19 protein-coding genes are annotated in these 24,449 nt (G+C 35.7%); 12 read left to right on the top strand and 7 right to left on the bottom strand.

The genetic code is table 11. The annotated features are described in order from the left end of the window. Positions 1 to 128: 128 nt before the first annotated feature. The 8 genes from H033_RS0104695 to H033_RS0104660 all read left to right on the top strand — a co-directional run bounded on the left by H033_RS0104695 (position 129) and on the right by H033_RS0104660 (position 11,167). The gene (locus H033_RS0104695; protein WP_026837254.1) at positions 129 to 740 is read left to right on the top strand and encodes a TetR/AcrR family transcriptional regulator; all 612 of its coding nucleotides are present in this window, start codon (positions 129 to 131) and stop codon (positions 738 to 740) included. Then, the gene (locus tag H033_RS0104690; RefSeq protein ID WP_026837253.1) at positions 740 to 2,104 is read left to right on the top strand and encodes a TolC family protein; all 1,365 of its coding nucleotides are present in this window, start codon (positions 740 to 742) and stop codon (positions 2,102 to 2,104) included. Before H033_RS0104695 ends, H033_RS0104690 begins: the two co-directional genes overlap by 1 nt. Before the next feature lie 22 nt (positions 2,105 to 2,126). After that, on the top strand, positions 2,127 to 3,287 hold the full coding sequence (locus H033_RS0104685; protein WP_026837252.1) for an efflux RND transporter periplasmic adaptor subunit: 1,161 nt from the start codon (positions 2,127 to 2,129) through the stop codon (positions 3,285 to 3,287). Positions 3,288 to 3,300: 13 nt separating this feature from the next. Then, positions 3,301 to 6,792, top strand: coding sequence for an efflux RND transporter permease subunit (locus H033_RS0104680; RefSeq protein ID WP_026837251.1), 3,492 nt, complete (start codon positions 3,301 to 3,303; stop codon positions 6,790 to 6,792). A gap of 162 nt (positions 6,793 to 6,954) precedes the next feature. Then, positions 6,955 to 8,703, top strand: a complete 1,749-nt coding sequence (gene aspS, locus H033_RS0104675; protein ID WP_026837250.1) for an aspartate--tRNA ligase — start codon at positions 6,955 to 6,957, stop codon at positions 8,701 to 8,703. Positions 8,704 to 8,836: 133 nt separating this feature from the next. Beyond that, positions 8,837 to 10,627 carry a chloride channel protein gene (locus H033_RS0104670; RefSeq protein WP_026837249.1) on the top strand — a complete coding sequence of 597 codons (1,791 nt, stop codon included), beginning with the start codon at positions 8,837 to 8,839 and terminating at the stop codon, positions 10,625 to 10,627. A gap of 3 nt (positions 10,628 to 10,630) precedes the next feature. Then, the gene (locus H033_RS0104665; protein ID WP_026837248.1) at positions 10,631 to 10,870 is read left to right on the top strand and encodes a hypothetical protein; all 240 of its coding nucleotides are present in this window, start codon (positions 10,631 to 10,633) and stop codon (positions 10,868 to 10,870) included. A 99-nt stretch (positions 10,871 to 10,969) separates the two neighbouring features. Beyond that, positions 10,970 to 11,167: a cold-shock protein gene (locus H033_RS0104660; protein ID WP_026837247.1), complete on the top strand. Its 198-nt coding sequence runs from the start codon at positions 10,970 to 10,972 to the stop codon at positions 11,165 to 11,167. A gap of 66 nt (positions 11,168 to 11,233) precedes the next feature. On the opposite strand, the gene H033_RS19580 is transcribed toward H033_RS0104660, so the two are convergent. Then, positions 11,234 to 12,196, bottom strand: a complete 963-nt coding sequence (locus H033_RS19580; RefSeq protein WP_155827838.1) for an NAD-dependent epimerase/dehydratase family protein — start codon at positions 12,194 to 12,196, stop codon at positions 11,234 to 11,236. 147 nt (positions 12,197 to 12,343) lie between these two features. Here H033_RS19580 and H033_RS0104650 point away from each other — a divergent pair, with 147 nt between their 5' ends. From H033_RS0104650 to H033_RS0104640, 3 genes are all read left to right on the top strand, one after another. Next, entirely contained in the window at positions 12,344 to 12,949 is a 606-nt protein-coding gene (locus tag H033_RS0104650) for a hypothetical protein (RefSeq protein WP_026837246.1), read from the top strand. Between the two features lie 31 nt (positions 12,950 to 12,980). Further along, complete coding sequence (locus H033_RS0104645; protein ID WP_026837245.1) at positions 12,981 to 13,535, top strand: nuclear transport factor 2 family protein; 555 nt, start codon at positions 12,981 to 12,983, stop codon at positions 13,533 to 13,535. Positions 13,536 to 13,740: 205 nt separating this feature from the next. Continuing rightward, entirely contained in the window at positions 13,741 to 15,813 is a 2,073-nt protein-coding gene (locus H033_RS0104640) for a M13 family metallopeptidase (protein WP_026837244.1), read from the top strand. Between the two features lie 1,082 nt (positions 15,814 to 16,895). Here H033_RS0104640 and H033_RS19575 read toward each other — a convergent pair. The 5 genes from H033_RS19575 to H033_RS0104620 all read right to left on the bottom strand — a co-directional run bounded on the left by H033_RS19575 (position 16,896) and on the right by H033_RS0104620 (position 23,377). Beyond that, entirely contained in the window at positions 16,896 to 17,984 is a 1,089-nt protein-coding gene (locus tag H033_RS19575) for a M28 family metallopeptidase (protein WP_231367548.1), read from the bottom strand. Positions 17,985 to 18,062: 78 nt separating this feature from the next. Then, positions 18,063 to 18,530 carry a hypothetical protein gene (locus H033_RS21985; protein WP_231367547.1) on the bottom strand — a complete coding sequence of 156 codons (468 nt, stop codon included), beginning with the start codon at positions 18,528 to 18,530 and terminating at the stop codon, positions 18,063 to 18,065. A 321-nt stretch (positions 18,531 to 18,851) separates the two neighbouring features. Continuing rightward, the gene (locus tag H033_RS0104630) at positions 18,852 to 19,895 is read right to left on the bottom strand and encodes an acetamidase/formamidase family protein (RefSeq protein ID WP_034886103.1); all 1,044 of its coding nucleotides are present in this window, start codon (positions 19,893 to 19,895) and stop codon (positions 18,852 to 18,854) included. A 106-nt stretch (positions 19,896 to 20,001) separates the two neighbouring features. Next, positions 20,002 to 20,808 carry an epimerase gene (locus tag H033_RS0104625; protein ID WP_026837242.1) on the bottom strand — a complete coding sequence of 269 codons (807 nt, stop codon included), beginning with the start codon at positions 20,806 to 20,808 and terminating at the stop codon, positions 20,002 to 20,004. A 241-nt stretch (positions 20,809 to 21,049) separates the two neighbouring features. Continuing rightward, a complete protein-coding gene (locus H033_RS0104620) occupies positions 21,050 to 23,377 on the bottom strand; it encodes a M28 family peptidase (RefSeq protein ID WP_026837241.1) in 2,328 nt (775 codons plus the stop codon). Positions 23,378 to 23,504: 127 nt separating this feature from the next. Between H033_RS0104620 and H033_RS0104615 the strand changes: the two genes are divergently transcribed. Continuing rightward, the gene (locus tag H033_RS0104615; RefSeq protein WP_026837240.1) at positions 23,505 to 23,972 is read left to right on the top strand and encodes a CBS domain-containing protein; all 468 of its coding nucleotides are present in this window, start codon (positions 23,505 to 23,507) and stop codon (positions 23,970 to 23,972) included. On the opposite strand, the gene H033_RS0104610 is transcribed toward H033_RS0104615, so the two are convergent. Next, positions 23,969 to 24,316 (bottom strand): hypothetical protein, encoded by a 348-nt coding sequence (locus H033_RS0104610; protein WP_026837239.1) that lies wholly within the window; start codon positions 24,314 to 24,316, stop codon positions 23,969 to 23,971. The two genes, H033_RS0104615 and H033_RS0104610, sit on opposite strands and share 4 nt — an antisense overlap. Positions 24,317 to 24,449: the final 133 nt, after the last annotated feature.

Raw genomic sequence — 24,449 nt, 5'->3', positions numbered from 1 at the left:
TATAAGAATATTTCAATACTAACCCCAAAATATAAATTTCAACGACCTATTAATTTATTGTGATTATTTTGGAAACTTTTATGGTTTCTAAAGTTTCCTGCTTACATTTGCAAAAAAAATTATACGTATTGAAAGATCAAATAATTCATACCGCCGCAGAGCTTTTTCTCAATCTTGGATTTAAGAGCGTAACTATGGATGATATTTCCAGTGAATTAGGAATATCCAAGAAAACAATTTATTCTCATTTTTCTACCAAGACTAAGTTAGTTGAAGCTAGCACGCTTCACATCTTATCACAAATATCTTGTGGAATAGAGACCATTATAAGTCAGGAAAAGAATGCTATTGTAGAGCTCTTCGATATAAAGAACTTTGCAATGAAACATTTAAAAGACAATAAGACTTCACCTCAATTTCAACTTAAAAAATATTATCCAAAGGTATTTATCCTTGTTCAGAAAAATCACCTTCAGATTATGGAAGGTTGTGTGGTAAATAATCTTGAAAAAGGAATTAAAAATGGATTATATCGTGATAACATTTCTTTAGAATTTATAAGCAAAATCTATTTTATAGGGATGATGGGTATAAAAGACGAATACTATTTCCCCCTAGAAAAATTCTCTCCAAATGGATTATTAGAAAATTTTCTAGAATACCACCTCAGAGCAATCGTTACGGAAAAAGGCTTAATAACCTTAAACACTGTATTAAACCAATCACATTTGAACAACTAATGAAAAGGATCTTTTTAATATTCTTTCTTCAACTAACTGCAATTGTTAGCGCACAGGAATCAACCACTAGTGCTCCTCAAACCTTCACTTTAGAAGAAGCAATTGCCTATGGGTTAAAGAACAGTTATAATGCTGAAATTGCCAGTAAAGATATTGCCATCGCTCTTAAACAAAAATGGGAAATTATTTCGCAGGGTTTGCCCCAAATAAGTGGTAATGCAGAATACATAAACAACCTAAAACAACCAGTTATTTTATTGCCTGGAGAAATTGCAGGGGGAGATCCTGGAACTTTTGTGCCCGTAACCTTTGGTACCCAACAAAATTTAACAGCAACTGGCACCTGGAACCAATTGATTTTTGATGGGTCTTATATAGTAGGTGTGCAATCTGCCAAAACTTTGCTTCAAATTTCGGAGAATGCAAAAGTGAAAACAGATTTGGAGGTAAAACTGGCTATTACCAATGCTTATAGCAATGTTTTATTAGCTCGGGAAAGCGTAGAAATCTCTAAAAGGAACTTGGAGACAATTCAGAAAAACCTGAACGATACTAGAAAAACTTATGAAAATGGACTCATAGAAGAGGAAGCTGTAGAACAACTGGAAATTACTTTGTTAGGTTTGGAAACGAGTTTAAATAATGCAGAGAGAATGGAGGTAATTGCTTATGATATGCTGAAACTTAGCATGGGTATTCCTGTTAACAACTATATTGAAGCATTAGATAATTTAGAAGAATTAAGTACAGAGAATTTTGATCTTCAATTACTTAACAAAGAAATTCAAATCGAGGAAAATATAGATTTCAGGCTAGCCCAAGATCAAAGCAATCAGGCTGAAATTTTAGTTAAACTGGAAAAAAGCAAGTCTTTACCTACGCTTACCGGATTTGTGAATTACGGGGCTCAGGGGAATAGTGACAGCTTCAGTTTTTTTACAAATAATCAGGTTTATTTCGATCAATCTATTTTAGGCTTAAGTTTAAATGTCCCAATTTTTAGCAGCGGAATGCGAAGTGCAAGAACTGCACAAAAAAGAATTCAATATGAGCAATCCCTTATTCAATTAGAGTTCACTAAGAATCAGGTTGAACTTAATATAGAATCGGCTAAAAACGATTATAGGTTTAGTTTAGAAAATTATGCCAATAAGCAAAAGAGTTTGGACTTAGCAGAACGAATAGAAAATAAAAATCAGGTGAAATTTTTGGAAGGACTTTCTTCTAGTTTCGATCTAAACGATGCGCAACAACAATTATATAGAGCACAACAAGATTATTTACAAGCTATGTTGAATGTTGTAACCAATAAAACCGAATTAGAAAATCTCCTTGACACTAGTAAATATTCAAAAGAAAATTAGGAATCCCTTCAATTTTAAAAACATGAAAAAGCTATTATATATTTTAAGCATTACTCTTTTAGTTATTTCCTGCGGAGGGAAAACAGACTCTGTAGAGTCTTTATTAGAAGGGGGAGATCTTAAAGCAATCAAGGCCAAAAAAGGCGAATTAAACCATCAGCAAAAACTTCTTAGAGAAGATATAGATAAATTGAATGCCTATATCCAAAGCGAAGAAAAAGATGATAAAGCAGTTCTGGTTACTACCCAGGTTGTGAAAGACACCACTTTTAAGCACTTTGTAGAAGTGCAAGGAAATGTAGAAACAGATCAGAACATTATTTTATATCCTGAATACTCCGGAGTTTTAACTAGGGTTTATGTAAAACAAGGCCAAAAAGTAACTAAGGGGCAGCGTTTAGCACTTATAGACGACGGTGGTTTATCCAGCCAAGTTGCTCAACAAGAAACTCAAATGGCGCTTGCAAAAACTACTTTTGAGAGACAAGAACGTTTGTGGGATCAAAAGATTGGATCGGAAATACAGTATTTAGAAGCAAAAGCGAATTATGAAGCTACTAAAAATGCAACAAACCAGTTAAGATCACAATTATCTAAAACAGTTATTACTGCACCTTTTTCCGGAGTTGTAGATAATATCATTGCAGATCAAGGGCAAGTTGTTAATCAAGGTCAAACCGAAGTTATTCGACTAGTGAATTTAGACAACATGTACGTTAAAGCATCTGTTCCTGAAAATTATACCAAAACTGTAGAAAAAGGAACTGCTGTGAATGTAAATTTAGCTTCAATAGGGCAAACCTACAAAGGAATCGTGCGCCAAGTTGGTAACTACATTAATCCAGACAACAGGACTTTTGATGTTGAAATAGAAATCCCCAACAAAGATGGTTTTGTAAAGCCTAACTTGATAGCTACTGTTCAATTAAATGATTATTCCAACGCAAATGCTGTAACCATTCCTGCAAACATACTTCAGGAAAACTCTAAAGGAGAGACCATTGTTTTTTTATATGAGGCTGAAAATGATTCGATTGGAATTGCTAAAAAAGTGATTTTAGAAATAGGTTATACCTATGAAAACGAAATTGAGGTTAAAAGTGGTCTAAAACCTGGGGAGACTATTATTATTGAAGGTGCAAAAAGCATAAGGAACGGGCAACGTGTAACTACTAATAACTAAGAAATAATTCAAGATGAGTAAAAATCCCTTTAAAGAATTTGGAATATCCTCTTGGGCCATAGACAATAAAATGACTGTGTATGTTATTATTGCTATTATCCTGTTTCTTGGTATTTTTTCCTATTACAGCATGCCCAGAGAGGCTTTTCCTGAAATAGTTGAAACCAAAATCTATGTAAGTTCCATCAACCCTGGAAACTCTGCAGAAGATGTTGAAAAATTTATTACCGAACCCTTAGAACAAGAATTTAACAATGTAGGTGGAGTAAAAGAAATTAGTTCTACAACGCTTCAGGACTATTCTATTGTAATTGTAGAATTTGAAGAAGATGTAGAAATTCCTGTTGCAAAACAGCTTATTAAAGATAAAGTAGATCAGGTAAAATCTGCTACTACTTGGCCAACCTTAGATAATGGTGCTAAGGTAGAGCCAAATGTGTTCGACCTTAATATTTCTGAAGAACAACCCATCCTAAACATCAATTTAACAGGAGATTATCCAGTACAAACGCTTAAGGATTATGCTGAATATCTTCAAGATAAAATTGAACTACTACCTCAAATTAAAGAAGCTAGTATTCGTGGTGCCGAAGAAATGGAGGTTGAAATCGCTGTAGATGTATATAAAATGTCTGCATCTGTAGTAAGCTTTAATGACATTATTAATGCAGTAAGAGGTGAAAACAATACTATTTCTGGAGGTAACATAACCAGTAATGGTGTAGAAAAAAATATAAGGATCATTGGTGAAATAGACGATCCTAAAGAGCTTGAAAATGTTGTCGTTAAGAGAGACGGGGGCTTAATTTTCTTAAAAGATATTGCAACTATTAAATTTAAGGAAAAAGAACCTACTACTTACGCCAGAGAATATGGGGAACCTGTAGTAATGCTTGATGTAAAAAAGCGTGCAGGGAAAAATATGATTGAAGCCGTAGAGCAAATCAAAGAAATAATTAAAAAAGAACAAGACACTTATTTACCTCAGCAATTAAATGTTTCGTTAACCAACGATCAGTCTATTAAAACTCAAAACCAAGTAGATGACCTTGTGAACAATATTATATTTGGGGTTATCCTGGTAGTCTTGGTTTTAATGTTTTTCCTTGGGTTTAGGAATGCCCTTTTCGTAGGATTTGCCATTCCGCTCTCTATGCTTCTGTCACTCTTTATCCTATCATCTTTAGGATTCACACTTAACACCATGGTGTTATTTGGATTGGTTATGGGACTTGGAATGTTAGTAGATAATGGAATTGTAGTGGTAGAGAATGTTTATTCTCTTATGGCTCAAGGTATGCCAAGGATAAAAGCTGCAAAACAAGGGATGGGTGAAATAGCCTGGCCCATCATTGCCTCTACCGCAACCACCTTAGCAGCCTTTTTCCCATTGGGATTATGGCCAGGAACAATTGGAAAATTCATGATCTATTTCCCTATTACCCTTTCTGTAGTTCTTGGGTCTTCCTTATTTGTAGCATTGATTATTAACGCTATGCTTACTTCTAAATTCATGAAAACTGAAGAAGAATCCTTAACTAAAAAGAAACTTATTAGATGGAGTTTAATTATAGGAGGAATTGGTCTTTTAATGCTTATCGCTGGATTTGTTATAGATTCTGGAGCGCTACGCGGAATAGGGAACTTAAGTATTCTGGCGGCAATTATGTTATGGGTTTACAAATATTTCCTAGCGGGCGCGGTAGATTATTTTCAATTCAAAGCATTAAAAAAACTCGAAAATTTTTATGAAGGAATTTTAAAATTCGCACTAAGGGGAAAAAAGGCTTATTATTTCTTCTTCGGAACTTTCATCCTACTTATTTTATCTTTTGTCCTTGTTGGGTTGGTACAGCCTAAGGTACTCTTCTTTCCTGAAAATGAACCAAATCAGATAATCACATATATTGAATATCCTGAAGGAACAGATATAGAAAAGACCAACGAACTTACCAAGAAAGTAGAAAATAGAATTTTTGATGCCATTAAAAAATATGAAGATGAGGATGGCTACAACTATATGGTAGAATCTGCTATCTCTCAAGTCGGTCAAGGAGCTGGTAATCCCCAAACAGATGCAGGCCAGGCAAATGAAATGCCGCAAAAAGGAAAGGTCACCCTTTCTATGCGCGACTTTAAATTAAGAAGAGGGGTGAAAAGTAGCACCGTACTTTCTGAAGTAAGATCTGCCGTTAAAGGATTTCCTGGAGCTTCTATAATTGTTGAAAAAGATGCTGCCGGCCCTCCGTCTGGATACCCTATAAATATTGAATTGAAGGGAAAAAACTACGATGAGATGCTCAAAGAAGCGGAAAAGATGAGAGCACACATAGAAGGTCTAAACGTCGCAGGTATAGAAGAACTTAAAATAGATGTAAATAAAGCGAAGCCAGAAATGGAAATAAAAGTTGATCGTGAAAAAGCGGGACAACTTGGGGTTTCTACAGCAAACGTTGGCCAAACATTAAGAAGAGCTATTTATGGGGAAGAAATATCTACCTATAAAGAAGGGGACGATGATTACGAGATAAACGTGAGATTTGCAGATAAATATAGACATGATGAGAGTGCCTTGTTCAATCAGCCGGTTACTTTTAGAAATAATCAAGGAACCCTAATCCAGGTGCCAATTTCCTCTTTAATTTCCAAAAACAATACCGCTTCATTTAGTTCTATAAAACGTAGAGATTTAAAACGCGTAATTACAGTTTACTCTAACGTCTTAGGAGGTTATAATCCTACAGAACTTGTTGGAGAATTAAAATCGGAATTAGAAGGTTATGAAACTCCACCAGAGATCACTTATGCTTTCACAGGAGAACAAGAGAAGCAAGAAGAAAATATGAATTTCCTTTTAATGGCTTTATTCTATGCCATGGGAGGAATTTTATTAATTCTGGTAGGACAATTTAATTCTATATCTAAACCAATAATAATCTTAATGGCTATTATACTAAGTTTAGCTGGGGTATTTATAGGTCTAGTAGTTTTCCAAATGGATTTTGTAGTTATCATGACGATGATGGGAATAATATCTCTCGCAGGTATTGTAGTAAACAACGCTATTGTATTAATAGATTACACCCAAATTTTAATAGATAGAAGAAAACTGGAACTTGAAGTGGAGGAAGAAGAACTTTTAACGAGAGAACAATATTTCAATTTAATAGTTGCTGGCGGTAAGTCTCGTTTGCGCCCAGTATTGTTAACAGCAATTACAACTGTTCTAGGACTTATTCCATTAGCAGTTGGATTCAACATAGATTTCTTTGGCTTATTTACAGATTATGATCCGGCAATATATATAGGTGGGGACAACGTGATTTTCTGGGGGCCATTGGCATGGACAGTAATCTTCGGACTTATTTTCGCCACTTTCTTAACCCTTATTGTAGTTCCTGTAATGTTCTATCTGGTAAATAGAGCTAAAGTTAGATTTTCAGATAAAAGAAAACAACGGGCTGAAAGAAAAGCGAGAGAAAAAGAAGAACTTGCCACAACTTAATTAATAAAATAAATAATTATAAAAACCCGAGACCAAGAGTTTCGGGTTTTTAGTTTTTAAAAGAATACCCACAAATTTTAAACACTGCTAATTTTACACTTAAATCCAAAAAGAAACCACCATATCTTCTTACTTTTGCAAACCAAAATTCAATAGTGCGTTATGTATAGAAGTCATACTTGTGGAGAATTAAGAGAAGCTCATATCAATAAAGAGGTTACGCTATCTGGTTGGGTTCAAAAGACCCGAAATAAAGGTTTTATGATCTGGGTAGATCTTAGAGATCGCTATGGGATGACACAACTTATCTTTGATGAGGAGCGCACTTCTTCAGAAATGATGGAAAAAGCAGCTCAATTAGGTCGTGAATTTGTGATCCAAGTTACCGGAAAAGTGATCGAACGTGAATCTAAGAACCCGCAACTTCCAACTGGAGATATTGAAATTTTGGTTGCTGAACTTAAAATATTGAATCCTTCTTTAACACCTCCTTTTACTATTGAAAATGAAACCGATGGTGGAGAAGAACTTCGAATGAAATATCGCTATTTGGACATCAGGAGAAATCCTGTGAAAGAAAATTTAATGTTTCGTCATAAAGTGGGAATGAAGGTGAGAAACTACCTTTCTGAAGAAGGGTTTATTGAAGTGGAAACTCCATATCTTATAAAATCTACTCCAGAAGGAGCTCGTGATTTTGTAGTACCAAGTAGAATGAATGGAGGACAATTCTACGCTTTACCACAATCTCCTCAAACCTTCAAGCAATTGCTTATGGTTGGTGGAATGGACAAATATTTCCAGATCGTAAAATGTTTTAGAGATGAAGATCTTAGAGCAGATAGACAACCGGAATTCACACAAATAGATTGTGAAATGGCATTTGTGGAGCAGGAAGATATCTTGAATATCTTCGAAGGATTAACTCGTCATTTACTTACAGAAATTAAAGGTGTTGAAATAGGTGAATTCCCAAGAATGACCTATGCCGATGCTATGAAGAAATATGGAAACGACAAACCAGACATTCGTTTTGGGATGGAGTTTGCAGAATTGAATGATCTTGCAAAGAACAAAGGTTTTAATGTTTTTGATCAACAAGAACTTATTGTTGGAATTGCAGTTCCCGGAGCCGCTTCTTATACAAGAAAACAAATAGATAAACTTATTGAGTGGGTTAAACGTCCACAAGTTGGCGCCAACGGAATGGTTTGGGCAAAATACAATGAAGACGGAACTTTAAAATCTTCAGTAGATAAATTCTATTCTGAAGAAGACTTAAAAGCTTGGGCGCAAGAAACAGGAGCGAACGCAGGAGACCTTATTTTAGTAATGTCTGGAGATGCTAACAGCACTAGAGCACAATTAAGTGCTTTAAGAATGCATTTAGCTACTGAACTTGGATTGAGAAATTCTAAAGAATTTGCACCGCTATGGGTCGTAGATTTCCCTCTTCTAGAATGGGATGAAGAAACCAATAGATATCACGCAATGCACCACCCGTTTACTTCTCCAAAACCAGAAGACATCAAATTACTAGAAACAGATCCTGGAACAGTAAGAGCAAATGCTTATGATCTGGTGATGAATGGAAATGAAATAGGTGGAGGTTCTATTCGTATTCACGATAAAGAAACTCAAGCTAAAATGTTCGATTATTTAGGCTTTACTCCAGAAGAAGCTAAAGCGCAATTCGGATTTTTAATGGATGCCTTCCAATTTGGAGCACCACCACACGGAGGGATCGCTTTTGGATTTGACAGACTGGTTGCAATCTTAGGAGGCCACGAAACTATAAGAGATTATATAGCATTCCCAAAGAACAATTCTGGAAGAGATATTATGATAGATGCTCCGTCAAAACTTGATGATGCACAGCTTTCAGAATTGCATTTAAAAGTTACGGAATAGCGCAAAATTCATTTTAAAATAAGTACAAAAACGAATCAGGAGTTTTATTGACAAAGAATAGAACTCCTAAATCGTTTTAACTTAATATATTAGCACTAATTTTTTTCACTGTTCAATAATTTTAGCATCCTTGATTTTCGCACGAGCCAAACCCGGTTTTCAAAAATTTTTACTTTGGAAGACCAATAATCTTACTCAACATCAATTCATTTTGATTCTTAGTGCCCTCATCGGTCTTGCCAGTGGATTAGGGGCAGTATTGATTAAAAACCTTACACACTTTATTCAGGAATTGCTAGAAGGGAAATTAATTGCGAATGCACATCATGCATTTTACTTCATTTTCCCTATAATTGGTCTTGCCCTAACGCTTCTTATCCTCAAATACGGACTCAACAAAAAAATTGGTCACGGGATACCTTCTACGCTTTATGCTATTTCCAAGCGAAAAGGCATTATGAAACCTTTCCAGATGTACGCCTCTTTATTAACAGCACCCATCACTGTAGGTTTTGGGGGATCTGTGGGACTGGAAGGACCAACCGTTGCAACTGGAGCTTCTCTGGGCTCTAATATTGCACGAGTATTTCAGATGAATCAGACTCACCGTACACTGCTAATTGGTTGTGCCGCTGCAGGAGCTATGTCATCTATCTTTAAAGCACCAATTGCTGCAATAATTTTTGCTATTGAAGTTTTTAGTTTAGATCTCACTTTGGTTTCTATGCTTCCCTTACTTATCGCATCAGTTTCAGCAATACTTACCTCCTATTTTTTCTTTGGATCAGACATTATTTTACCTTTTCAGCTACAAGATAAATTCCTTATTTCTGAAGTGCCTTTCTATATTATTCTTGGAATTCTAGCTGCTTTTATTTCGATGTATTTTACCAGTGTCTATTTTAAAATGAATGAATTATTCAAAAAAATAGGCTCTCCATTGAAAAGACTTTTAATTGGGGGCATTGGGCTTGGAGTGCTAGTATATATGATTCCTCCACTTTATGGGGAAGGTTATAATGTAATAAATAACTTATTGACTGAAAACTATATAAAAGCCTTGGGCACCAATTTATTTAACGACTATCTTGACAACATCTGGATAGTGATCGCACTTTTAGCAGGCTTGGTCATCTTTAAAATAATTGCAACCTCGCTGACTTTTGGAGCTGGCGGGGTTGGAGGAATCTTTGCACCGGTGCTTTTTATGGGTAGCGCTATGGGACATGGATTTGCGCTAATTGTAAATAATTTAGGGATCTTAAAAAACCCGATTTCGGTAAGTAGCTTTACCTTAGTAGGTATGGCAGGCCTCATGGCGGGTGTTTTACATGCACCACTTACCGCCATTTTCTTGATCGCAGAACTTACAGGTGGGTATGGCCTTTTTGTGCCTTTAATGATCACCGCTACCATTTCTTTTATGATCACCAATCAATTTCAACCACATTCGGTTTATACCATGGAACTGGCAATGAAAGGTGAACTTCTGACTCATGACAAGGATAAAGCAGTGCTTACCTTAATGAATATTAGAAATCTTGTAGAAACCAATTTTATAAAACTGCAAATGGATATGACTTTAGGTGATGTAATCCATAAAGGAGTTACAAAATCTTCGAGAAATTTATATCCGGTATTGGATGATAAAGGTCGTTTTACAGGTATTATATTATTAGATGACATTAGGCCCATTATGTTTGACAGGGATTTATATGATAAGGTTACCGTTCAGGAACTTATGCAGCGAGCCCCGGAAATTATTGATATTAGAAAAGATGGAATGCAGGATATTATGAGGAAATTTCAGGAAAGCGATGCTTGGAATTTACCGGTAATAGAAAATGATAAGTATATAGGCTTTGTATCCAAATCTAAATTGCTCACCGCTTATAGACAGAAATTAATTGAGGTAACAGTTTAAACAATGAAATTAGTAATTAAAATACTGGCAATCTCTATTCTTATTGCCGTTGGAATTGGTTTTTATTTTAGAATGAACGACGACGTGATCTTGGGGGATAGAATTATAGGAATTGCCGTTCTTGCAAGTGCTTTTGTCCTGATGCCCATCTTCTTATACGTTCGTTGGAAAGGAAAGAAATTAAGCGACTATACCCTTACAAAAGAAAACATGGATAAAATGCGTGGTAATCGCAGGGAGTAAAGGGATATAATTAAAAATGGTAAAAAATATTCTTAATTGAGCAAAAATGATAAATTATATTATGTAAGTTTGTTCTTTATTAATTTTTATTTTATTACAATGGAAGGTACAGTTAAATTTTTCAATGAGTCTAAAGGTTACGGATTCATTACTAACGACGATACAGGAAGAGACATCTTCGTGCACGTTACAGGTCTTAATGGAGAGTCTTTAAATGAAGGCGACAAAGTTGAGTACGTTGAAGAAGAAGGAAGAAAAGGACTAACGGCTGCTCAAGTACGTTTGATCCACGATTAATATATTTTTATATTTAATTCGAAGGTATAAAAACCCGTCTAAATTAATTTAGACGGGTTTTTTTTGTTACTTATTTTCTAAGGAAAAGGACTCTTTTAATCCCTCTAACATTGCTTGAGTAAGCTTTTTAAGGTCGTATTCGTGTTCCCAATTCCAATCTGCTCTCGCAGCACTATCATCTATACTACTTGGCCAAGAATCGGCAATTGCCTGTCTAAAATCTGGCTTGTAATCTATTTCAAATTCAGGTATTTCCTTTTTAATCGCTTCTGCTAATTCTTTAGGAGTAAAACTCATAGCAGATAAATTATAAGAAGATCTTACTTTAACATTCTCTGCCGGTTCATTCATGATATCTACAGTTGCTTTGATAGCATCTTTCATGAACATCATTGGCAAAGCAGTTTCTTCATTTAGGAATGATGTATATTTTCCAGATCTTAATGCTTCATGAAATATTTCTATGGCATAATCTGTAGTTCCGCCGCCAGGCAAAGTCTTATAACTAATTATTCCAGGGTATCTCATACTTCTAACATCTACTCCAAACTTATTGAAGAAATACTCGCACCAGCGTTCCCCGGTTTGCTTACTAATTCCATACACCGTGGTTGGTTCCATGATGGTGGTTTGTGGAGTATCTAGTCTTGGGGTGCTTGGTCCAAAAACAGCAATACTGGAAGGCCAGAACACTTTTTTAATCTTTTTCTCCTTCGCAAGGTTTAGAATTATGAATAGAGAATCCATATTTAAATTCCATGCTTTCATTGGCATTTTCTCAGCAGTAGCACTTAACATTGCAGCCATTAAATAAACATCTGTAATACTATATTTTTCAATAAGATTTGCAATTCCGTCTCCATCTGTAGCATCCATTATTTCGAATGGGCCACTAGTCATAAGCTCTTCACTACCTTCTTTTATATCACTTGCAATCACATTTTCATTTCCATGCAGTTCACGCAGTCTTAATGCAAGCTCACTTCCAATTTGACCGGAAGCTCCAATAATCAATATTTTATCTGAAATCATTCTGTAAATTTTACTGCGCAAATATATCCATTTCAGAGATGATGCTATAACATTCTATCTAAAAAAGGGAGTTAATCCCTACATCTTTAATGCGTCCTTTTTTGGCAATGCTTTTTCATTAACTTTGCTATACAAGATTAGCTTATGAAAACCTCCTTTTGGATTCTATTTATATTTATAATGGTTGGATGTAACCAAAAAAGCACTGAAAATAATGAGTCAGACAGAAAGGATATTCAGTTGGCTCTCACTCAAAAATTAGAAGCTTCTAAAGTAGAGGTCATTCTTTTGCCCGAGGCTCAAGAGATCACTAATGAGTGGTTGGCTTATATCACTGCCCAAAGTGAGATTGAAAACTTAAAGAATTATACACTAAATGATGTGATCGCTAATACCACTCCAATAACAGAGATCATGAAGTCATTGCAAGAAACGGTGCCAGTAAGATTACAATCCAATGCCGTTAAAGCCAGACTAGGAGTACTTGTGACCAAATCTAAGATCTTGCAGCAACTTGCGGAAAAAAGAGAGGTTGATCCTGAAAAAATTTCTAAAACAGCTAAAGAGTTGCCTCTCGAGTGGAACAATTTTAAAATTCAGATAAATGAACTTTTCCTAAAAACCTTAGAGGAATTTGAAGAAGAATTGGATGAAATTGAAAATGAAGAAGAGCAATCCCCAAAAAGAGTATTACCTGCATCACGAAAAAGAACGGTAGGCAATAATAGATCACGCGACTCTATATTTTAGATACAATTTAAAATTTAACCATTTCAGACATATGAAAAAACTAATCCTTCTTCTTTTAATTTCAACTTTTGCCTGTAATAATAAAAACTCTCAAAAAGATGAAACATCTTCAGAAAAATTAGATACTGAAAAGATGGCTTCAGAAGTAAATTCACAAGAAAAAATAAATACTGCTTTAGAGAATTGGCATAAAGCAGCAGCTACCGCGAACTTTGATGAGTATTTTGGATTAATGACAAAAGACGGGGTTTTTATAGGAACTGATGCTACCGAAAACTGGCAAAATAAGGAGTTTCGTAAATTCTCTAAACCTTATTTCGACAAAGGTAAAGCATGGAGTTTTACAACTTTGGAACGCAACATCTACACAGAAAAAGATAACAGTCTAGCCTGGTTTGATGAACTTTTGAGTACACAAATGGGAATATGTAGAGGATCTGGCGTGATGGAAAAGGTAGACGGAGCTTGGAAAGTGAAACATTATGTGCTTTCTATCGCTATTCCAAATGATGATGTTGCAGAGATCACCGCATTAAAAAAACAGACTGATAATCTTTTAATTACAAAGCTTCAATCTAAGAAGTAAGAATTTCAATTAATAAATCTAATTCAAGAGAGCCTAAAATTTAATTTGATCGCTCAATTCATTTTATCCAAGTTCAGATTTCAGCTCCTTTTAAATCTGCAAATATTCCCTGCTTCGAAGCATTATATACGCTTATAGTAATAATCATTTATAATCTGTTACTTTTTAGTATTTTAGCGTGAAATTTTTAAACTTATACTTTTAGATGAAAAAAATAACAAATGCGTTTATTTTATCTGCCCTTGCAGCAACGGTAGTAACCGGATGTAAAAGCGACGATAAAAAAATGGATGCTAAAGAAGAATCCCATGGGATCAATTTAGCTTTTATGGACACTACAGTGAGTCCTAGAGAAGATTTCTTTAGATATGTAAACGGTACATGGGCAGATTCTACAGAGATCCCAGATGAATACACAACTTGGGGTAGTTTTAATGAACTAAGAAAAAATACCGATGAGGATGCACTTGCTTTACTAGAAAAAGCGTCAAATAATAAGGATTTAGATGCCAAGAGCGACCAGGCAAAAGCGGTATTCTTATACCAAAGCATCATGGACACTGTTGCTAGAAATAAAAAAGGAGTAACACCTTTAACACCATATCTAGACAAAATAGCAGCGATCCAAAACAAAGAAGACTTACAGGCATTCTTAACCGAAATGCAACAATACGGGGGAGCCGGATTTTTCGGATTCACAGTGCGTGCAGATGCTAAGGATAGTAATTCCAATGCTGCATATATCTATCCTTCTGGATTAGGACTGCCAGATAGAGATTATTATGTAATGGACGATTCCAACTCTCAGGAAACCCGAGAGAAATACAAGAAGCATATCACCAGAATGTTGCAATATTTAGGAGATTCTGAAGAGGAAGCTTCTAAAAGTGCAGAAACAATTCTGGCTTTCGAAACAAGTTTGGCAACACCACAAATGGATAAGGTAGATCGTAGAGATGCGAGAAAAACTTACAATCCAATGGCTGTAGCACAATTGCAAAATCAAGTTTCTGCAATCAACTGGAAAAAATATTTCGATGAAATTGGAGCTTCTAAAATAGATACGGTAATTGTATCTCAGCCTAAATACATGGATGCTTTGCAAAAAACATTTATGGCTAACAAGGTTGCGGACTGGAAAACATATTTACGTTGGAATTTATTGAATGATGCTTCTTCTGTTTTAAGCATGGAAATAGAACAAACCAACTGGGATTTTTACAGCAAAACGCTTCAAGGAGCTAAAGAGCAACGTGCACTTAAAGAACGTGCCTTACAAACTGTAAACGGGACTCTAGGAGAGGCTCTAGGAAAGTTATATGTAGAAGAGAACTTTCCGCCAGAAGCTAAGAAAAAGGCTCAGGAAATGATCGCTAACATCATTAAAGCTTACGAAGGAAGAATAGACAATCTTACTTGGATGAGCGACAGCACTAAAACAAAAGCTAATGAAAAATTAGCATCTACTACCATTAAAGTTGGATATCCAGATGAGTGGAAAGATTATAGCGAGTTGGAGATCTCTTCTCCTAAAGATTCTAATGGATCTTATTTCCAAAATATGATGAATGCCTCTAAATGGAATGTAAAAGAAGACATGGCAAAATTAGGAGAGCCAGTAGATAAGACCGAATGGTTTATGGCACCTCAAATTGTAAATGCTTACTACAATCCAAGCTACAACGAGATCGTATTTCCTGCAGCGATTCTACAACCACCTTTCTACGATTACAAAGCAGATGCCGCTGTAAATTATGGTGGAATTGGTGCGGTGATAGGTCATGAGATCTCTCACGGATTCGATGATAGCGGTTCTCGTTTTGATGCTGAAGGAAACTTAAACAACTGGTGGAGCGATAAAGACCTAGAGTCTTTTGAAGGTCTTGGTGGAGCTTTAGCAGAGCAATACAGTGCTATTGAAGTTTTAGACAGTGTATACATAAACGGAAAGTTCACTTTAGGTGAAAATATTGGAGATCTAGGTGGTGTAAATGCCGCTTACGATGGACTTCAATTACATTTAAAAGAACATGGAAATCCTGGAGAAATAGATGGATTCTCACCAGAGCAACGTTTCTTCCTATCTTGGGCAACCGTATGGCGTACCAAAATGAGAGAAGAAGCCTTAAGAAACAGGATTAAAACCGATCCTCATTCTCCAGGAATGTATCGTGCTTATGTGCCATTACAAAATATAGATGCATTTTACGAGGCTTTCGAAATTACCGAAGGGGATAAAATGTATGTAAAACCAGAGAATAGAGTTAAGATCTGGTAAGATTTTAAGTTGATATTAGAAAAGGGCCGCAGTGATGTTGGCCCTTTTTTTTTGGCTGCGTCCGCCAAGCCAAAAAGCGTGGCGGTCGGGCTATTCGCTAAAGTCCCAATTGCAAAAGCAATTAGGAGCTACCGCTGCTATCCCTCGCAGAATTTCTAATATTATTATAAATGTCTTTTCGAAGGAGCTGTTTCGCGACTGAGAAATCTCTGCGTTACTTTTTGCATCCAGTTTCATTGAGATCTCTCCCCATGGTCGAGATGACAAACTAGAAATATCTCGCTAAACAAATTGTCATTTCGAAAGAGCATTTTCGCGATTGAGAAATCTCTACTTTATATAAACATCCAATTCCTTTGAGATCTCTCCCCATGGTCGAGATGACAAACTGGAAATATCATGCTCAAAAAAAATGTCATTTCGAAGGAGCATTTTCGCGACTGAGAAATCTCTACTTTATATAAACATCCAATTCCGTTTAAATCTCTCCCTGCGATCGAGATGACAAACTGGAAATATCATGCTCAAAAAAAATGTCATTTCGAAGGAGCAGTTTCGCGACTGAGAAATCTCTGCATTACTTTTTGCATCCAGTTTCATTGAGATCTCTCCCCATGGTCGAGATGACAAACTAGAAATATCTCGCTAAACAAATTGTCATTTCGAAAGAGCATTTTCGCGATTGAGAAATCTCTACTTTATATAAACATCCAATTCCTTTGAGATCTCTCCCCATGGTCGAGATGACAAATTAGAAAAATCTGCCTCAAACAACTGTCATTTCAAAAAAGCAGTTTCGCGACTGAGAAATCTCTACTTTATATAAACATCCAATTCCTTTGAGATCTCTCCCGAGGGTCGAGATGACAAACTAGAAATATCAAGCTCAAAAAAAATGTCATTTCGAAGGAGCATTTTCGCGACTGAGAAATCTCTACTTTATATAAACATCCAATTCCGTTTAGATCTCTCCCGATGGTCAAGATGACAAACTGGAAATATCATGCTAAACAAAAATGTCATTTCGAAGGAGCACTTTCGCGATTGAGAAATCTATTCTCTGCAATAAACATGTAGATCAATCAATTTTTACCTTGTTGTCTTGCGGCTTTAAACTCACTATCATCATACCACTTTGGGAAATAATCTTCATTTGACAATCTTTTCCCAATTGTGTACAAAAGTTGCGCATCGAACTGCATTCCGCTTAAAACAAAAGTATCGGCATCATATTCATCTGAAGGTTGATGATACTTATTCTGTTCATAATCTTCATTTCTCTTTTTTACGAAATCTTTACCGTGATCAAAATCTTCATAAGCACCGCTGGCATAAAGTGCAGGAATGCCGATTTTCGCAAAGCTAAAATGATCTGATCTGAAGAAATATCCTTTTTCAGGAACAGGATCAGGAATTATATATCTACCCTGTTTATCGGCGGCATCTTTAGCATATTCGTCCAATTCAGATTGACCATAACCGGTAACAGTAAGATCCTTCATCGGGCCGGGGCTTGATAACGCGTCTATATTAATATTGGCTACTGTTTTCTCAGGTGGATAAATTGGATTAGAAGCATAATATTCGGATCCCAACAATCCTTGCTCCTCCGCAGTTACCGCAAGAAAAACAACAGATCTTTCAGGTTTTTTATCTTTTGTAAAAGCTTCGGCAATTGCTAACATACCTGCAATCCCGGATGCATTATCTACTGCTCCATTGTATATAGAATCACCATCTACGGGTCTTCCAATCCCAAGATGATCCCAATGCGCCGAATAAATTATATATTCATCTTTTCTGTTGGTTCCTGGTAGCAGCGCTACTACATTTTTGGAAACATCTTTTTTCACTTTATTTTGAATACTTACCGATACGTTTAAACCAAGAGATACTGGTTTAAAGTCTTTGTTCATGGCCATTTCTTTATAATTTTTATCGCCCATACCAGCAGCTTCAAAAATCTTTTCCGTTGCTTCTTGGGTAATCCACCCTCTAACATCTATTTTGGGGGCATCACTTAATAAGGATAATTTAGACCCGCTCCAACTGGATTGCACCACATTCCACCCGTACGAAGCTGGTTTGGTATCGTGAATTATGAGAAGACCTGCGGCACCTTGCCGGGCGGCCTCTTCGTATTTATAAGTCCAACGACCATAATAGGTCATAGTGTTCCCTTTAAACACAGTAGAATCCTGAGATTCAAATCCGGGATCGTTTACTAAGACTACTGCAGTTTTACCTTTCTAGTCAATTCCCTTGTAATCGTTCCAGCCATATTCGGGAGCCACAATCCCATACCCTGCAAATACCAGTTCTGAATTATTTAAATCTACAACACTATCGGTTTTTCGTGTTACCGCAACAAAATCTTCAAAATATTGTAGCTCTATGTTCTTACTATTTCCAGAGATCTTCATTTTTTCTGAAGGGGTGCCGGTAATTGCAACCATAGGAACTTCCTGAAAATAGCTATCGCCATTGCCGGGTTGCAGCCCAAGTTTTGAAAATTGTTCTTTCAAATAAGCGGTTGTTTTTTCTTCACCTTCGGTAAATGGTTTTCTTCCTTGAAAATCGTCTGAAGCCAGTATTTTAATAGAATTCCCAATTGTCATTGAATCTACTTGAATCGTAGAAGTATCCTTGCCTTTAGAATTAGAATTACAACCAACGAATAGAAGAAATAATAGTAAAAGAGGTATAAGATTTTTCATAAAAATAAATTTTAATAAATGTAAAGTTTTTAAATGAAAGCCCACAATTATAGTGAATCGAAAGATCGAAGTGCATTCTGTTATTTTAATCCTAAAAAAAAAAGACATCTCGATTCCGCTCTATGGAACCAAATTCTGGGTTTGTCACCTTGAGCGGAGTAGGAAAGTAAATTCTTTATTGGTATTTACAATTGAATAACAAGACATCAAATATGGTATTCTGTTATTTTAATCCTAAAAAAAAGACATCTCCACTCCGCTCGATTTATCCAAATTCTTGGTTTGTCACCTTGAACGGAGTCGAAAGATTTCTTCTGAAAACTATTTTTTCCCCACGAAAATATTATTAGGAAGCATGGCATGCACTCCCACGTTTCCATCAACTAATTGGGTTATAGCCATATCTACGGCTATACTACAAAGCATATAGGCATCTTCTCGAGTCATGCTTTTTTCCTCCATTAAATATTTTATCATTTCCCTTAAGGCTATATGAGTTGCTTCGGTTAAATCACGGTCAAATCCCATTGTAATAATATGGGTATCGGTTTCCGCCATTGGCCAATCCAGTTTTTTGTCTTTGTGTACTATAAATTGAAGTTTCCCTTTTAAGGAAGTTTCAATAGCTGTAATATCAACTTCCCCATTTCCCTGTGCCGCGTGCCCATCGCCTACTTCGAATAATGCGCCTTTCACGAATACCGGAATAAAAAGGGAACTGCCTTCAGTAAGTTCTTTATTATCCATGTTCCCACCATGCACCCAGGGTGGGGCACTGTTCCATCGTCCTGCTTCTTTTGGAGGAGCAACCCCCATACTTCCGAAAAATGGATACAAGGGAATTTCTATTCCCTCCGAAAAATGACCAATCATTTTAACAGTATCCAGCCTTATAATTCGCATTTTCCGTTCGAAGATTTCATCAGATAAAAATCCGTTTTGGCCAATGGCGTTATAGCCGTATGGAATAGCAAGGCTGATAGATTTTATTTTAACTTCCAAAACATCGCCGGGTTCGGCCCCTTCAATATAAATTGGCCCATTTAAAACATGCCCCCCCGGTCCTCGCTCGGTAACTTTTTGCACCTGCCGCAATTCCTCTTCCACCTCATCTAAAGGTACTCCTGCCTCTTCCAGACGCTCGGGATTGGATGTTAAAAGCGTATGTACTTTTACATAATCGCCGGATTTTATTTTGAGAACAGGTTCATTTTCACTCCAATAATTGCCCCAGATAACCGTAGAATCTGTCGCATTCAAAATATAAGGATTCGCTACAGTTCCTTTTTGCTGAGCTACAAGTAATGCAGGAAGTAAAAGTAAGCCTCCCAAAATCAAGGATTTTAAACTAAGTTGATTGTTCATTATACATGATTATTAAAATTAAATTTTTGTACCACCGCTTCACTCTTTCACTTCTTCACTACTTCACTCTTTCACTTCTTCACTTCTTCACTCCTTCACCTTAGCACTACCAAATATTTTGAACAAATTCATACTTAAGTTCTTTTTGCAACAAATTGGAAGATATAACTTTTCCTTTTGAAACCAAATTCTCATTAAAACTCATGCTTGCCAATCCTTTTTCTATGGCGATGCTACAATAATAATCTTTGCGTGTTGGATGATCTGGATATACTCCGTGAAAAGTTTCTCCCCAAGATTCTTTGTTTAGAACAGCTCCAATTATCCCAATACAATCTTCCAAATGAATAAGATTTACTGGTCCGTTTGGGTCTTTTAAATTAGATTTTCCAGAAAGATAATTTACAGGATGTCTCCCTGGGCCAATCAATCCACCAAATCTAATTATGCTAGTAACATATCTTTCTGAATCCTTTAAAAGTTCCTCTGCTCCTTTTAGCTGAATAGCATTTTCAGCAGTACCATTTGCAGAATCTTCTTCTGTGTACACTGGGAAATCATTCCCATCTTCATACACTGAAGTGGAACTCACAAAAACGACTTTTTTGATATCAGATTTTTCGATAAATGAATTAAGTCGGCCTATTTTTCCAACAAAATTAACTTCTGGATCCTTTCGTAATCCTGGCGGGATATCTATGATAAGCACTTCAGAATCCTTTAAAAAAGAAGTCATATCTCCTTGCACTCCTTCCTCAAAAAGTTGAATTTTATAAGGAATAATTCCTTCCGAAGAGAGCAAATTAATATTATCTCTATTCGTAGTAGAACCCTTAACTATATGACCGGCTTCAATTAATTTCTTTGCAAGTGGCAGTCCCAACCAACCACATCCTAATATTGAAATTTTCATGTTTTATTTTTCGATTATAATTTACGCTTCGACATCCCGATAGCTATCAGGACAGCGTGGCAATTTTTACCTAATTTAAAGAATATTTCGTTTAGAAATGCTCTATTAGAATTTATTGCTTTTTTAAAACAAATCAGATTTTACACTTTGCCAAACCCAGCGAGACGCCATTTTTCTTAATTAGAAACCGAGCTAAATATAATTCACACTCGTTTGTCAGACTGAGCCGCCTGTCAGAGTCTTAATATTCAAACTTAATTGTCTTTTTAAGGATTACAGCATCGTTCAGCACAAAAGGTTTCGGCATCTTCGTTTTATCTCTCTTCCTTACTTTCAAGTCTGTATTGTCCAACAAATCATAACTGCTTTCATATAGAACAATTTCCGGCGCAGTCTTTTCCTTAGTTGTGAAATTAATACGTAATGTGTCGGAATTGGCAGCATGATAAGTAAGTAATCTGTCACTCCATCTATTTTTAAATACATGAAACTTTTCTTTGCCAGACTTGATAGCATCTGCTTCCAAACCATTCACGGTGAAATTCTCAAAATTATAAGAGCTATTTAAGAATAATTCCATCCTGTTCACCTTTCTATTTGGAACGATCTTTAAAATATAACTACTGGAATTGCTCTGCGAATCTTGGTTATTTATTTTTTTATAAATAAATCCCGGCGAAGAAAACTTTACTACCGGCGCTGGTGCTTTGTATTTAAAACCTGAACCATATTTACTTTCAAAATCATTATCTGTGATTTCAGATTTGCTCGAGTCTTCTCCAAAATACTCTTTATTCCAATCGTCTAATTTAAGATCGTAAGAATTCCAACTTGCAGTATTGTTATCTCCATCTAAAACATATACCAAACTATCTGGTCTTGGTCGCTCTTCATTAAAATCTGAATTAAAATGAGCAATAATAAGCATCGTGATCGCACCTAAACCTAATAAGGCAGCCAATGTCTTTTTAAATTCAAAATATCCAAAAACAGGAAGAAACAAGCTGAATAACAAGACGGCTAATATTCCTGACACAAATAAGATCTTAAGCCCCAAGGCGACTGGAAAACTAGATACAAAAGGGAGAATTAAAACCAAAGCAGGCAGACTTAAAAGCAGCATTAAAAACAAATTCGGCCTTTTCTGACGGATCATAACCCAGAGTTGTACAACTCCAAAAAATCCCGGAATAATAAAATAAGCTGCCCCTTTTAAATAGAAAGCCGTAAGCCCACATATTAGCAGCCAGAAGAAAAGCGGAAAAACAAAAACACTTGCCTGATCCTCCTTCTTGTTCATATAATGATACATATAAAAACTTATCGCCAAGCTCAAAAATATTCCAAAAGCTATATAATAATAGCCATTATAGGTGAAGCCATTCAACATTTCTCCATATTCTGGATAGATAATCATGCAGAACTTCCAAACCAGAAACACTAAAATTCCTGAGCCTATTAAGCTTATTAGAAAAGGTATCGTTGCTTTTAGAATTATTTTTGGCAGCAGTTTTCTTTTGTAAATTCCAAATACTACAACTCCAAAAAACAATAAAAAACCTATAATTAACATTGGTAAAATCCAATTAAAAGGGTAGCTCACCATCTCTCCCATTGGTAAATTGAAATAGATGAGATCTTCTTTAGAATCAAAACTTACTAGATCTGCATCTTTAAAAAACGTAAGTAAAGGCATAAGATAACTACCTTGATGAGCCAGTGTTTCCTTATCCAAATTCGCTGGAATATCATTAGCAGAATGATAATCGAAATGATCGTCTATAAATGCAAAATTAAAACCGTTGATATTTCCTTGTTCTCGTAAAACGGTAAGATCAGTGTCGTTTGGCAGCATTTTATAAATACTATATGCCAAGGAATTGGTAACTGGAAATTTAGGGTTTGCCTTTATAAAATCTTGAATAAGCTTCGAGTTTCCACTATTTGTTTCCAATAACATAAAAGAATTCCCTCCACTCCCCCGGGCTTCAAAATTAAGTGCAAGTCCTACTTCTTTTGCCCAAGGATGTTCATTTACAAACAACTCAGCGCCATTGAGTCCAAGTTCTTCAGCATCGGTAAATAGAATAATAATATCATTTTTAGGTGAGCTTCCTTCAGCTAAAAAAGCACGAACACCTTCCAAAATAGTTGCTACCCCGCTGCCTGCATCACTGGCTCCAAAAGAAGAATGTCCAGCAGAATCGTAATGAGACATTAATAAAAGGGCTTTTCCATCTTCACTTCCTTTAATTCTGGCCAAAATATTTTGTGGTCTGGTAAGCATCCCTTTATTGGTTAGGCTATAACCCTCCTGAGTTTGCACTTCCAATTCCAGATCTTGTAAGGTTCTCACAATATAATTTCTTACCAAACTATGTTCAGGGCTTCCAACAAAATGAGGCTTTTTGGAAATTTCCTCCACATGCTTGAATGCACGAATGGTAGAAAATTCTGTGACTGGCAGTTCTGCTTCAGAAATGGTTCTAGGCATACTGAAATAAAAAAGAAACCAGATGATTGCAGGTAAAAGAATGAGTATTAAAAGCGGAGACAGTTTTTTCAGCATAATAGAAAGACGTATTGGCGGTTTAAATATAAATAAGATAAGCTGAATAAAATAAATATATGTCTCTGGTTTCAAAAGGCGAAGAAATTGACTATATTAAAGTCTTAATAATCAAAAACTTAGGACTATGGGGATTAAAAGTTTTCAAGGAAAAAGGGCGGAACCCGAAAAATTACAGAGTGCACCAATTTTGGTGGAAGACTATATGTGTCATTCATTAATAACCTTCAAAAAAGAAGATCCACTAAGAATGGTAATTGAAACACTTATGAAATTTAAGATCTCCGGGGCTCCTGTGGTTAATGATCAAAACGAGCTTATTGGGGTGATCTCTGATGGCGATTGTATGAAACAAATTTCTGAAAGCAGATACTACAACATGCCAATTGGCGATAAAAGAGTGGAAGAATTTATGGAAACCAATGTACCAACCATAGATAAAAATGTAAATATTTTTGATTGCGCTTCTCTTTTCTATAAACATGATTGTAGAAGATTTCCTATTATTGAAAACGGAAAGTTGATTGGGCAGATTAGCAGAAAAGATATCTTATGTGCCGCAATGAAATTAAGAGCACAAAATTGGCATTGCTAGTTTCGTTTTACCAAAGCGTAATAATCACTCTCTAAAGGCAAATATCCCAGATCGTATACAAAATAATATACGGTTCCAGTCTTTGTGGTGTAAATACTAGTAAAATATTCAAAATTAAATCCTTTAGCTAATAATTTTGATTTAGTGGTTTTGGTTTTATCTGTGGGATTTAGTTCCTGTAATATCCTATAATTTTTACGCAGAAGGTTATTTACATTTCTAACAAGATTGGTAGAGTCCTTATTTATCTTATTATTATAGGCATTCCTACAATAGTCGCTACAGAATTTCTTATCTATTCTCCCAACTATTTTCTCTCCACATTCTGGACAAGCTTTTTGCATGAAATAAATATAGGGAAAAGACTTAGAAAGACCTATTAGCGCTAAATAATAAACAAATTCAGACCTCAATTCTGTTTTGTGAAAATACAGAGGGAAAATATTCAACAAGCTCCCCATTGTTATTAAGCATGCC

Source organism: Gillisia sp. JM1, from assembly GCF_000424645.1.
Lineage (GTDB): Bacteria > Bacteroidota > Bacteroidia > Flavobacteriales > Flavobacteriaceae > Gillisia.
Note: the sequence above shows the minus strand (reverse complement) of the source record. Positions and strands in the feature narration are given on the sequence as shown.

Excerpts from the sequence above, each read along its gene's own strand:
- H033_RS0104690 (WP_026837253.1), top strand. The coding sequence starts at position 740 with ATGAAAAGGATCTTTTTAATATTCTTTCTTCAACTAACTGCAATTGTT.
- H033_RS0104685 (WP_026837252.1), top strand. The coding sequence starts at position 2,127 with ATGAAAAAGCTATTATATATTTTAAGCATTACTCTTTTAGTTATTTCC.
- H033_RS0104680 (WP_026837251.1), top strand. The coding sequence starts at position 3,301 with ATGAGTAAAAATCCCTTTAAAGAATTTGGAATATCCTCTTGGGCCATA.
- aspS (WP_026837250.1), top strand. The coding sequence starts at position 6,955 with ATGTATAGAAGTCATACTTGTGGAGAATTAAGAGAAGCTCATATCAAT.
- H033_RS0104665 (WP_026837248.1), top strand. The coding sequence starts at position 10,631 with ATGAAATTAGTAATTAAAATACTGGCAATCTCTATTCTTATTGCCGTT.
- H033_RS0104660 (WP_026837247.1), top strand. The coding sequence starts at position 10,970 with ATGGAAGGTACAGTTAAATTTTTCAATGAGTCTAAAGGTTACGGATTC.
- H033_RS0104650 (WP_026837246.1), top strand. The coding sequence starts at position 12,344 with ATGAAAACCTCCTTTTGGATTCTATTTATATTTATAATGGTTGGATGT.
- H033_RS0104645 (WP_026837245.1), top strand. The coding sequence starts at position 12,981 with ATGAAAAAACTAATCCTTCTTCTTTTAATTTCAACTTTTGCCTGTAAT.
- H033_RS0104640 (WP_026837244.1), top strand. The coding sequence starts at position 13,741 with ATGAAAAAAATAACAAATGCGTTTATTTTATCTGCCCTTGCAGCAACG.
- H033_RS19575 (WP_231367548.1), bottom strand. The coding sequence starts at position 17,984 with ATGACCTATTATGGTCGTTGGACTTATAAATACGAAGAGGCCGCCCGG.
- H033_RS21985 (WP_231367547.1), bottom strand. The coding sequence starts at position 18,530 with ATGAAAAATCTTATACCTCTTTTACTATTATTTCTTCTATTCGTTGGT.
- H033_RS0104630 (WP_034886103.1), bottom strand. The coding sequence starts at position 19,895 with ATGAACAATCAACTTAGTTTAAAATCCTTGATTTTGGGAGGCTTACTT.
- H033_RS0104625 (WP_026837242.1), bottom strand. The coding sequence starts at position 20,808 with ATGAAAATTTCAATATTAGGATGTGGTTGGTTGGGACTGCCACTTGCA.
- H033_RS0104620 (WP_026837241.1), bottom strand. The coding sequence starts at position 23,377 with ATGCTGAAAAAACTGTCTCCGCTTTTAATACTCATTCTTTTACCTGCA.
- H033_RS0104615 (WP_026837240.1), top strand. The coding sequence starts at position 23,505 with ATGGGGATTAAAAGTTTTCAAGGAAAAAGGGCGGAACCCGAAAAATTA.
- H033_RS0104610 (WP_026837239.1), bottom strand. The coding sequence starts at position 24,316 with ATGCAAAAAGCTTGTCCAGAATGTGGAGAGAAAATAGTTGGGAGAATA.